This window comes from Microcoleus sp. A2-C3 (genome assembly GCF_036706065.1).
Classification (GTDB): Bacteria; Cyanobacteriota; Cyanobacteriia; order Cyanobacteriales; family Microcoleaceae; genus Microcoleus.
Window position 1 is genome coordinate 41,659 of the sequence record NZ_JAUBVX010000046.1, and the last position, 11,359, is coordinate 53,017.

An 11,359-nucleotide genomic window follows, 5' to 3' on the forward strand; every position below is an offset into this window, starting at 1 on the left:
TTTCTCCAAAATAATCAATAAAAAGACCTATAAGAACTATAATCTAAAATCTATAATCTAAATTAGATAAATATGCAATCGATAATTAAAGTTGACTTGGGCCCACAATCTTACAATATTTGCGTGCGATCGGGCGGCTTAGACGATCTCGGCACGCTGATGGGCGATTTAAGTTTGGGCAAAAAGGTGCTGCTGGTCTCGAATCAGTCGATTTTTCGGCAATATGGCGAAAGAGCAACAGCATCCCTCGAATCCGCTGGGTTTGAAGTCAGTACCTGCATCCTACCACCGGGAGAACAGTACAAAACGCTAAATTCGGTGCAGAAAATTTACAATGAGGCTTTGGCAAACCGCTTAGAACGTTCCTCAACAATGGTGGCTTTGGGCGGCGGGGTGGTTGGCGATATCACCGGTTTTGCGGCCGCGACTTGGCTGCGCGGAATTAATGTGGTGCAGGTTCCAACTTCGCTGCTGGCGATGGTTGATGCTTCTATTGGCGGCAAAACGGGGGTCAATCATCCTTCTGGGAAGAATTTAATCGGGGCTTTTCATCAGCCACGTTTGGTTTTGATTGACCCGGATGTACTTAAAACTCTGCCGGCGCGGGAGTTTCGTTCGGCGATGGCGGAAGTCATCAAGTATGGGGTGATTTGGGATGCTGAACTTTTCGGGAAGTTGGAGAATTGTAAGCGTTTGGATCAAATGCGCTATGTGAAGGCGGATTTGTTAGCTGAAATTTTGATCAGGTCTTGCCAAGCTAAGGCTGAGGTGGTTAGCAAGGATGAGAAGGAATCGGGTTTGCGGGCGATTTTGAATTATGGACACACGATCGGTCATGCTGTAGAAAGTTTGACTAATTACAAGGTGATCAATCACGGGGAAGGTGTGGCAATCGGTATGGCTGCGTCTAGCCGCTTGGCTGTGGAGTTGGGAATGTGGGATGCTGAGTGCGATCGCCGCCAATCTGCTTTAATTACCAAAGCTGCTTTACCGGCTAAGTTGCCGGCAGGTGTCGATGTTGAGGAGATTTTGAATACTTTGCAACTGGACAAGAAGGTGCAGGATGGCAAGGTGCGCTTTGTGCTGCCGGTGCGCTTGGGCGAGGCCGCTGTGAGCGATCGCGTGGATGGAGATGTGATTATACAAGTTTTGAGGGAAATGCTTTAAATTTTCGTTCTTGGGGGTGTTGAACCGCTCTACAAGGTCGATTAATGCCGATCGCCAATGATGTTTTTCTGTCAATGTTCGATCGGCATTTCAGCTTAGGAACTACTGGACTGTGAATTCATTTCTTCCAAAATTTTATCTACTCTAGTAGCAGCTTGAGTTCTACCCTGCTTGATAAATAACTCCTTAGCTTTTTTGAGGCTGGCTACTGCCTCCGCTTGGTCTTCCTTTGCACCTTGTTGGTACAAACCGACTCCTAAATTATTTAAAGCATCGGGATATTGGCTGTTAATTTTAACGGCTTGTCTCCATAGCACAATCGCCTCTGGCAACTTCCCTAGACTTGCCATCGCCACGCCCAAATCGTTGTGAGCTTTGGCGTGCTGCGGGTTGACTTCAATGGCTTTTTGGAATTGGACGATCGCATCGCTCATTTTACCTTGTCCTGACAGCAGACTTCCCAATTTATAATAAACATCGGCTTGTTTGGGATAGCGAGCGATTATTTGTCGGTACAAAACTTCGGCATTGACCAGATTTCCTTGACCGTAAAGGTCGTTGGCAGTTCTCAAACCCAGGGTGTAACCTTTGCCTACAACTTCGCACTTTTTCTCGGAGTTGCCTTGCTGCTTGCAAATCTTGAGTTCGTCTCCCTTCATCTCGTAGGATAGAACTTCGCGAACTGCCGGCCCCGGGCGCGGTGGCTGCGAGTTTTGCGACTGCAAGTTTGGGGAAATTTGCACCGTGGTTGGTTCAGCTTGTACAGGTGGGACAACTGCCAATGCGCACATTCCAGCCGCCACAATGCTTGGGCCAATCCAGGTAAAAGGTTTGAAAGGGCGAAACTCTCGATCGTTTTTCATGTCTTTTGTGGAAATGTGTTGTTGATATGCTGGGTTTCACTGCTTCGCCGTGAGAGTCCAAACACATGGCGACTTACTATTGAACTTGTTATTGACAGTCGAGACATTTTAGCACGCGATCGGCAGATTTTGAGTTAAATTAGAGTATATTCCCGATCGATTCTCAGTCAACCTTAGCAGGAAAGTAGAAATGGGGCAGTCTATTCTCACCATGCTGTTTGCGCTCATCCTCGGCTACGCTGTTAACTCAAGCGTGAAAATAGTCAGCGGTGGCGACGAAGCTTTAGTCGAACGTTTGGGTCAATACAAGCGCACCCTCAAGCCGGGATTCCACTTTATCAGTCCCCTGGTCGAAAAAGTCGTCTGCGTGGACACAAGCCGCGAACGAGTTTTAGACATTAAACCTCAATCAGCAATCACGGGCGATAATGTGGCCCTAGAAGTCGATGCCGTTGTGTATTGGCGGGTTGTGAATTTGCAGAAAGCTTATTATGGAATCGATCAAATTGAAAATGCGATCGCCAACTTAGTTTTAACTACGTTTCGCGCTGAAATTGGTCGATTGCCCATGCAAGACATCTTGAGTTCCCGAGATGACATGAATAAAAAGTTACTTAAGAAATTGGACGAAGCTACCGAAACTTGGGGCGTTAAAGTAATTCGCGTAGAAATTCAAAGCATTACACCTCCGAAAAGGGTGCAAGAAGCTATGGAAGAAGAACGCGCCACCAAGAGCGAATGGCAAGCAATGGTCAATAAGGCGATCGGCACTAAGGAGTATATGAGGCTCCTCGTTGAAGCTTTAGACTCCCATCCGAATAGCAAGCAAGTTTTGAATTACTTAGTAACCGAAAAATACTTAGAGGCTCAACAAAAATTAGGCGAAAGCGACAATGCCAAAATTCTGTTTATGGACCCGAAGAATATGTCAGAAGCTCTCAACAATTTGATGGATTCTATGCCGGATGTCGAGCCGCATACTCACGGGGGAGAACTCCAAGCAATCGACCAATCAACCGCTCAAGATTGATTTCTGAAGATGGCGTCGGCAACCAGACAAACATCGTGCATTTCTCTGACATCGTGAACTCGCAAGATATCTGCCAAATTTGCGATCGCACCTGTACAAGCCGCCGCTGTCCCCCAAATTCTTTGTTTAGCTTCCGGCTGCTGCAAAATCTGACCGATGAAGCTTTTGCGGGATACTCCGACTAAAATCGGACAGTCCAAAACACGAAATTTTGGCAACTGTTGCAGAATTTCCAAACTTTGACTGTAAGTCTTAGCAAAGCCAATACCGGGGTCGATAATTATCTGAGATTTGTCAATTCCCGCAGCAACTGCCGCTGCAATTCGACTCTGCAAAAAGTCCCCAATTTCCCCCATTAAATCCTGATAATCTGTGAGTTTTTGCATCGTCTGGGGAGTTCCCCGAATGTGCATCAAAATTATTGGTACTTGCAACTGGGCAACTGTTGACAGCATTTCCGAGTCAAAAGTTGCTCCCGAAATATCGTTGACAATATCAGCCCCCGCGTCAACCGCAGCTTTGGCAACCTGCGCTCTGGTAGTATCGACCGAAATCGGAACTGAGCCAAAAATATCGGCTTTTTGCCTCAGCATATTGACAACAGGTATAACGCGATCGAGTTCCTCGGCTAAGGATATTTCCGCTGCACCGGGCCGAGTAGATTGACCGCCAATATCAATAATATCTACCCCCGATTTTACCATATTTTCAGCTTGCGCTAAAGCAGATTCTATGGTATTGAAATCGCCGCCGTCGCTAAAACTGTCAGGAGTTACGTTCAAAACGCCCATTAAATAAGTGCGTTTCCCCCACTCGAAAGTTTTATTTCTAATGGTTAATTTGCGATCGTTCATCAGTTATTTTAAATAGCTATAAGTTATTAGACAAGATTGCATTCATTTGCAAACCATCTTGAAATTATCTGCGTTGCATCTGCCTTGTATCTGCGGTTGACAGGCTCGCATCAAAGATTTATGTAATCTTGTCTAATATTCGGGGCGGGCTAGAAGCCCACCCCACAAGAGTTTGATTATTTCTTGATATTCAATTGCAATGCTGAGCGATCTTACCAATTACAAATTACCAATTATTTATAATTGACAATTTTATCGAAACTCGCAGCTTCCAAACTCGCACCGCCTACCAAAACGCCATCAATCTCAGGCATCGCCATAACTTCATCAATATTCTCACCTTTGACAGAGCCGCCGTACTGAATTGGCACGTCAGGATTAATCAATTTACTCCGAATCAAACCAATAACTCGGTTAGCTTCCTTCGTTTCGCAAGTATCGCCAGTGCCGATCGCCCAAATCGGTTCATAAGCTATTACTAAGTTATCTTGATCAACACCAACCAAATCCTGAGCCAACTGAGATAAGATGTGAGATTCAGTTTCTCCGGCATCCCGCTGCTGCTTCGTCTCTCCCACGCACAGAATCGGAACTAAACCAGATTTCTGAGCAGCTTTCAGCCGCAAATTCACTGTTTCGTCAGTTTCGCCAAAATATTGCCGTCGTTCGCTGTGACCCACTATGACGTAGCGAACCCCAAGTTCTGTCAGCATTTGCCCGGAAATTTCGCCAGTATAAGCTCCCGACTCCTGCCAGTGGACGTTCTGAGCACCGAGTCTGATCCGGCTTCCGTGCAGGTTTTTCGAGAGGACACTCAAATCTGTGAAGGGAACGCAAAGCACGATTTCCCGTTCCTCTGGGGTTTCCGTCAGACAGGACATGAATCCTTGAAGAAACTCTAGGGATTCTGCCCTAGTTTTGTACATTTTCCAGTTGCCAGCTATAACTATTTTGCGCACTATTTTTTTAAATCCTTGTCCTTACAACGCATTTTATAGTCTAGAGCTTTAGGGTACATTTCGATCCCTTATTGCCCAAACTCGATGCGAGCTTGCTCAACTAGGTCAACTGTGATGACTTCGGTTTCGGCTTCGCGGGCTAGCTGCTCAATGCGGACGCGAGCTTGTCCCCGGACAAAATAGGGAATATTTTTGAGCTTGGTTTTGGCTTCGGGTGTCCATTTTAAATCGTTTGAGAATTCGGAATCTGGCATGGTGTATCGGTCGATCGACTACAAGCGCTCAGTTTTCAATTTTGACAAAAGTCTGTCTGATTATTGAATTTACCATGTTTTGGGGCGATCGGGCGATCGAACTAAACTAAACTAAAACGGCGGTTGAAACCGCGCCTAGACAAACTTGCGTCTTCAACCCGCGCACCATCCGGGTTTCGTTTGTGTAGACGCGGTTTCAACCGCCGAATCTTCTAATCGGAATCTCGATCGCCAACTCAGTACCTTTCCCTAATTCCGAACTACACTTAAAAACACCACCGTGTTTCTCTACCACAATTTGGTAACTAATTGACAGTCCCAATCCAGTACCTTTGCCCACCGGCTTAGTCGTGAAAAAAGGGTCAAATATGCGTTCTCTCATCGATTCCGAAATTCCAGAACCGTTGTCAGAAATCCGAATCACCGCGCTAGGAACATTGCCATTAAGTTGACCGACAGCAGTAGAGATTTTAATTTGAGGACTCACTGATTTGCGATCGACCAACTTGTCCGATTCCAAAGCATCGATCGCATTTCCGATGACATTCATAAACACCTGATTCAACTGTCCGGCATAACACTCAACCAGAGGCAAAGTGCCGTACTCTTTAACTAGCACAATGGGTGCACTGTCGGGATTAGACTTCAACCTGTGCTGCAAAATTAACAGCGTGCTGTCAATGCCTTCGTGAATATCAACCGCCTTCATTTGACTTTCATCCAGACGAGAGAAATTTCTCAAAGACAGAACAATTTGACGGATGCGATCGGCTCCCACCTTCATAGACAATAGCAACTTCGGCAAATCTTCGAGCAGAAATTCCAAGTCAATATTTTCGGTCAATTCAGCAATTTCAGGACTAGAATCGGGATATTGCTGCTGGTAAAGTTCCAGCAAAGTCAGCAAATTTTCAGTATAATCACTAGCGTGATTGAGATTACCGTAAATAAAATTAACGGGATTGTTAATTTCGTGAGCAATGCCTGCCACCAGTTGCCCCAAACCAGACATTTTTTCAGTCTGAATCAATTGAGCTTGAGTTTGCTGCAAATCCTTTAAATTTTGAGCAATTTGTGCTGATTGGTTTCTGGTTTGAGCCAGCAAATCGGCTTGTTGAATAGCTACACCTAACTGATTGGCAACTTGAGCTAAAAATTTAACTTCTGAACTTTCCCAGCAGCGCGGCCCAGAATGTTGATAAGCTGCCAACAAACCCCAAAGTTCTTGTCCCACAAAAATTGGTGCGATCGCATAAGCCTTCACCTGAAATTGCTCTAAAATACCGACGACACACTCCGAGTGACAAACTTGATAGATATCCTCAACGGCTAGAGTTTCATTATTGCGATACCTGCCGCCTCGGTGTTGCTGCAAATAAGTATCCTCCCAAACCGTATTGATATCTTCCCCTACCAATTTTTTCCAGCCATCTTTGACAAACTCAGCAACATATTCGCCGCCCCAATCAGAATTGAAGCGATATACAGCAATTCTATCAACTTGCATAAACTGACAAACTTCTTGAGTTGCTGTCTGAAAAATCGCGTTAATATCGAGAGATTCTCGAATCTTGACCACCACTTCAAACAGTATCCGCTGTTGCTCGGCAGCCCACTGGATATCGATCGTTTGCTGCCGCGTTTTGGCGAGCAAATCTGCTTGTTCTAATGCAACGCTCAACTGAGCTCCAACTTGCGTCACAAACTGAATTTCCGAACCGTTCCAATTGCGCGGACTGTCGCATTGGTGCACGCACAGCAAACCCCAAAGTGCGCTGCCATTCATCATTGGCATAATTATTTGCGCCTTAATTTGAAATTGAGCTAAAAGAGCAGTGTGGCAGTCTGAGAGTCCCGCATTTTCGATGTCTGGCAGCACTTGAATTTGTCCCTGACTGTATTTTTTTGCATACTTTTCGCTAAAGAAACGATCGTAAACTTTTACATTCATTGCTGAATCAAAAGCTGGCAAAACAGCTTCGGTAATAAATTCACCTTCATTAAAATTCAAATCAGGATCGAAGCGATAAATTCCAACTCTATCTGCATTTAAAATTCGCCGCAGTTCTGTAGTTGTCGTGCAAAAAATTGTATCTAAATCGAGAGATTGTCTAATTTTAGCAACAACCTCAAATAGTATCCGCTCCTGCTCGGCTGCCCGCTGCAAATCAACTGCTTGCTCCTGAGTTTGAGCGAGCAAATCTGCTTGTTCTAGGGCGATGCTGAGCTGAGCGGAAATTTGGGTAGCAAACTGAATTTCGGAAGATTCCCAGTGGCGGGGAGCCGAACACTGGTGCACGCACAGCAACCCCCAAAGGTCGTTGCCTTTCATCACCGGTGCAACTAAAGTAGCTTTCACCTGAAATTGCTCCAAAATTCCCCGAAAACAATCTGGCAGTCCCACTTGTCTGATGTCGGGCAGTGCGTGAACTCGCCCCCTAGAGTATAGCTGGGCGTATTTTTCTCCAAAGCAATGATCGTGCACTTTCACAGCCATTGCTGAGAGAAAATCTGGTAAAACATCTTCGGCAACGAATTCGCCATCCTTAAAATTCGATGCGGGATCGAAGCGGTAAACCCCAACGCGATCGGCATTTAAAGCCTGCCGCACTTCCTGGGACATTGTGCTAAAAATCCTGTTCAAGTCCAGGGATTCTCGCATTTTTGCCACCACTTCAAACAGCACTCGCTGCTGTTGGGTCAACTGCTGTAGTTGAGCTGTCCGCTCTTGAACTTGATTTTCTAAATTAGTGTTAAGTTCCTCTATTTGTTGGTCGAGTTGGTAGTGGTTAATTGCCTTAGAAAAATGGCTGCCAAAAGTTTGTACGAGTTCAATTTCTTCAGCATTCCATTCGCGAATCTGAGCGGTTTTTGACTCTTTCCACGCTTCAAAAGATATCCGAGATTGGGCGAGCCGCCCGTCGGCATCAAACTGTCCTGCCCAGAGAGTTTCGGTGTCAAATTCTTCTCTAAAAATGCTCAAATAACCGAATATTTGCTGGCGGTTTCTGAGCGGTATGATTAAAATGCTGCGAATTTTTGTCGATCGAAATGCAGGTTGCAGGCTTCTCAAACTGCTAATTTTGTACAAGTCGGGAATTGCCCAAACCTGTTGCTCGCCCGACTTAAAATATTCGGGCCAGACGCTGTATTGCTCTACCTGCTGGTATTTTGCCGAAACTTGCATCCTCGGCCCTGATCCGCAAGTGTAGACTTTGGGTGCGCGAGTGGAATTGTCGGAGTTGGGTTCTAAACTGGTGACTTTGTTGCTGTCAAAAATGCACAGCCTGCCACCGGCTGCGTCTAGTGCAGCTACAGATTCTGCCAAAGCTGCTTGCAGTTCGATCGCGGGCTGGGAGTGCAGGGCTGCGGCGACGCGGTTGACGGCAGCTTCCCGCTGAGCTTTCGCTCTCGCGCGCGCCAGGAGGGTTGATTGGGCTATGGCGACGCCGAGGTGATCTGCCACCATCTGAACGCCTTGCAATTCGTCTTCTGGGACACTCCGGGACTCGGAGTGGTGAGATACCAACAACCCCCAGAATTCTTCGCCATGAAAAATTGGTACTGCTAAGGAAGCCTTGACGCCGAGTGCAGTCAAGTATTCAGCGTGGCAGGAGTCGATCGGCCTGTACCGCACTTCGTCGGGCAGCAGTTGGCCGGAAACCGCGTCGCGGCGGGGACTTTGGCCTAGCTGCCCGGAATCGATATCGGCGATCGATCGCACTTGTACTTGCGCGAACAGTTGGCGGGCGTGAAGGGGAATATCGTCTGCGGGAAAATGCAGCCCCAATAGCGATGGTAAGCGGTTGCCGTTAATTGATTCGGCAATCACTTCACCACTGCCATCGCTATGGAATTTGTAGATTTTTACTCTGTCTGTTCCCAAGAACGATTGAACTTCCGCTGCTGTGGCGCTGAGAATTTCTGGCAATTCTAGAGAGCGGCGAATGCGGTTGGCGATGCGATCGAGTAAATTTACTCGATCGTACATTACCTTGACATTTTGGATCTTTAATGAGTCCATTATTAATCTTTTGCTTTCCCAGCAATAATATTAAGTGGCTGAAAAGTCTTGTGCCTGTTACAAAAATAGACAAGCACAGGCATTTAATAAAATATGAATATCCAGTAGGGCGATGGTAGATGAGTTTTGCGCCGCTAGGGATCTGCCTTGACACTGCAACTTCCCATTGCAACTTTCAATTTTGTGTGATTAAAACTTTTCTACTCTCAATATAAACTTTGTAGAGCGTGCCTTGCAAGCTCTTTACCCGAACAAATTAAAATTGTCAAGTGTCAAGACTTGCAGAATCATTCAGAGAAAGGTCGATCGACTTTTGAGCCATTTTTTCCAGATATACCAACCTGACAACTAGAAAGTTCTTGATTTCCCAAAGCCACACAGTCTATTGCTTTTTTTATTCTTCCTGACATCCGTTATATCCCGTACATTGTTCGTTGCCGAACTTCCTTCTAGCCTAAAAAAGCTCCCGCCGTTAAGCAGGAGCCTTTTTAGATTAGACCATCAAATCAGCAAAAGCGCGATCGATTAGTCCAAATCAGGCATAGACAGCACAGCTTCATTTTCGCGATTGATACCTCTTTCAAAGCCAGCGACAGCCGCGCGAGCGCGACCAGCGTGCCACAAGTGGCCGACCAAGAAGAAGAAACCCATCACAAAGTGGAAACAGGCCAACCAAGAACGGGGAGAAGTATAGTTAAAGGCATTAACTTCAGTTGCCAAGCCGCCCACAGAGTTCAAAGAACCCAAAGGAGCGTGAGTCATGTACTCAGCAGCTCGGCGAGCTTGCCAAGGCTGAATATCGTTCTTGATTTTGTTCAAGTCCAAACCGTTAGTACCGCGCAAGGGTTCCAACCAAGGGCCTTGGAAATCCCAGAAACGCATCGTTTCACCGCCGAAAATGATTTCGCCAGTAGGAGAGCGCATCAGGTATTTACCCAGACCGGTAGGGCCTTGTGCAGAACCGACGTTAGCACCCAAGCGTTGGTCGCGGATCAGGAAGGTCAAAGCTTGCGCTTGAGAAGCTTCCGGGCCCGTCGGGCCGTAAAATTCGCTAGGGTAAGCAGTGTTGTTGAACCAGACAAAGCAGGCGGCGATGAAACCCATAAGGGACAAAGCGCCCAAGCTGTAAGACAGGTAAGCTTCACCAGACCAGATTAAAGCGCGGCGAGCCCAGCCGAAAGGCTTGGTCAAAATGTGCCAAACACCGCCACCGATACAAATCAAGCTGAGCCAGATGTGACCGCCGATGATGTCTTCCATGTTGTTGACGCTGACAATCCAGCCTTCGCCACCAAAAGGAGAGCGAGTCAAATAGCCAAAAATCACAGCGGGGTTGAGGGTTGGGTTCGTGATAATACGCACGTCGCCACCACCTGGAGCCCAAGTGTCATAGACACCGCCGAAGAACATGGCCTTAGCCACCAGCAGCAAGCAACCGCCACCCAATAAAATCAGGTGATAGCCGATGATGTTGGTCATCTGGTTCTTGTCTTTCCAGTCGTAGCCGAAGAAGGAAGAGTATTCTTCGAGAACTTCTGGGCCGCGAACGGCGTGATAAATGCCGCCCAAACCGAGAACAGCAGAGGAAATCAAGTGCAGAACACCGACTACGAAGAACGGGAAGATATCAATAACTTCACCGCCGGGGCCGACGCCCCAACCCAAAGTAGCGACGTGGGGCATCAAGATTAAGCCCTGTTCGTACATGGGTTTTTCTGGGATAAAGTGAGCGACTTCAAACAAAGTCATTGCACCAGCCCAGAAAACGATCAAACCAGCGTGAGCGACGTGTGCGCCCAGCAGTTTGCCTGAGAGATTGATTAAACGAGCGTTGCCTGACCACCAAGCGAACCCGGAGGATTCTTGGTCGCGACCGCTTGCGTAGGAATTAGAGAGCGTTACCACGCGGTAGAACCTCCAACGATGTTAGGTTTAGGTTTTGGATTTCGGTTTTTTTGTTCCCCAGTAGGGTACGGGAGTACCGCGCCTGCGCTGGGGAATAGGGATTTGGATTTCAATTTGAATTTAAAAAACTTAAATTAATCTGAAATCCAAATCCTGATTTTTTTAAAGTGCGTTACCGCGAGGCAGAACTTCTTCTGGGAAGATGAAGTTTTCGTGGGGTTGGTCGGTCGGAGCCATCCAAGCACGGATGCCTTCGTTAAGCAGAATGTTCTTAGTGTAGAACGTTTCAAACTCAGGATCTTC

Annotated in this window: 9 protein-coding genes and 1 pseudogene; 2 read left to right on the forward strand and 8 right to left on the reverse strand. The window is 46.7% G+C overall.

Annotation, left to right across the window (positions count from 1 at the left end; genetic code table 11):
• Positions 1–72 precede the first annotated feature (72 nt).
• The gene (gene aroB, locus QUB66_RS22405) at positions 73–1,167 is read left to right on the forward strand and encodes a 3-dehydroquinate synthase (RefSeq protein WP_265234842.1); all 1,095 of its coding nucleotides are present in this window, start codon (positions 73–75) and stop codon (positions 1,165–1,167) included.
• Positions 1,168–1,262: 95 nt separating this feature from the next.
• On the opposite strand, the gene QUB66_RS22410 is transcribed toward aroB, so the two are convergent.
• On the reverse strand, positions 1,263–2,030 hold the full coding sequence (locus QUB66_RS22410; RefSeq protein ID WP_332969786.1) for a tetratricopeptide repeat protein: 768 nt from the start codon (positions 2,028–2,030) through the stop codon (positions 1,263–1,265).
• Between the two features lie 190 nt (positions 2,031–2,220).
• On the opposite strand from QUB66_RS22410, the gene QUB66_RS22415 reads away from it, so the two are divergent.
• A complete protein-coding gene (locus QUB66_RS22415) occupies positions 2,221–3,060 on the forward strand; it encodes an SPFH domain-containing protein (RefSeq protein ID WP_265234844.1) in 840 nt (279 codons plus the stop codon).
• Here QUB66_RS22415 and folP read toward each other — a convergent pair.
• The 7 genes and pseudogenes from folP to QUB66_RS22450 all read right to left on the reverse strand — a co-directional run.
• Positions 3,051–3,914, reverse strand: a complete 864-nt coding sequence (folP, locus tag QUB66_RS22420) for a dihydropteroate synthase (protein ID WP_332969787.1) — start codon at positions 3,912–3,914, stop codon at positions 3,051–3,053. The two genes, QUB66_RS22415 and folP, sit on opposite strands and share 10 nt — an antisense overlap.
• Before the next feature lie 233 nt (positions 3,915–4,147).
• Positions 4,148–4,873, reverse strand: coding sequence for a triose-phosphate isomerase (tpiA, locus tag QUB66_RS22425; protein WP_265234846.1), 726 nt, complete (start codon positions 4,871–4,873; stop codon positions 4,148–4,150).
• A gap of 68 nt (positions 4,874–4,941) precedes the next feature.
• On the reverse strand, positions 4,942–5,127 hold the full coding sequence (locus tag QUB66_RS22430; RefSeq protein WP_265234847.1) for a PCP reductase family protein: 186 nt from the start codon (positions 5,125–5,127) through the stop codon (positions 4,942–4,944).
• Between the two features lie 196 nt (positions 5,128–5,323).
• On the reverse strand, positions 5,324–9,151 hold the full coding sequence (locus QUB66_RS22435) for a GAF domain-containing sensor histidine kinase (protein WP_332969788.1): 3,828 nt from the start codon (positions 9,149–9,151) through the stop codon (positions 5,324–5,326).
• A gap of 287 nt (positions 9,152–9,438) precedes the next feature.
• Entirely contained in the window at positions 9,439–9,561 is a 123-nt protein-coding gene (locus tag QUB66_RS22440) for a hypothetical protein (RefSeq protein ID WP_265234849.1), read from the reverse strand.
• 115 nt (positions 9,562–9,676) lie between these two features.
• Positions 9,677–11,056, reverse strand: coding sequence for a photosystem II reaction center protein CP43 (gene psbC, locus QUB66_RS22445; protein ID WP_265234850.1), 1,380 nt, complete (start codon positions 11,054–11,056; stop codon positions 9,677–9,679).
• A 162-nt stretch (positions 11,057–11,218) separates the two neighbouring features.
• Positions 11,219–11,359 (reverse strand): annotated as a pseudogene (locus QUB66_RS22450) (photosystem II D2 protein (photosystem q(a) protein)); the annotation flags it as partial.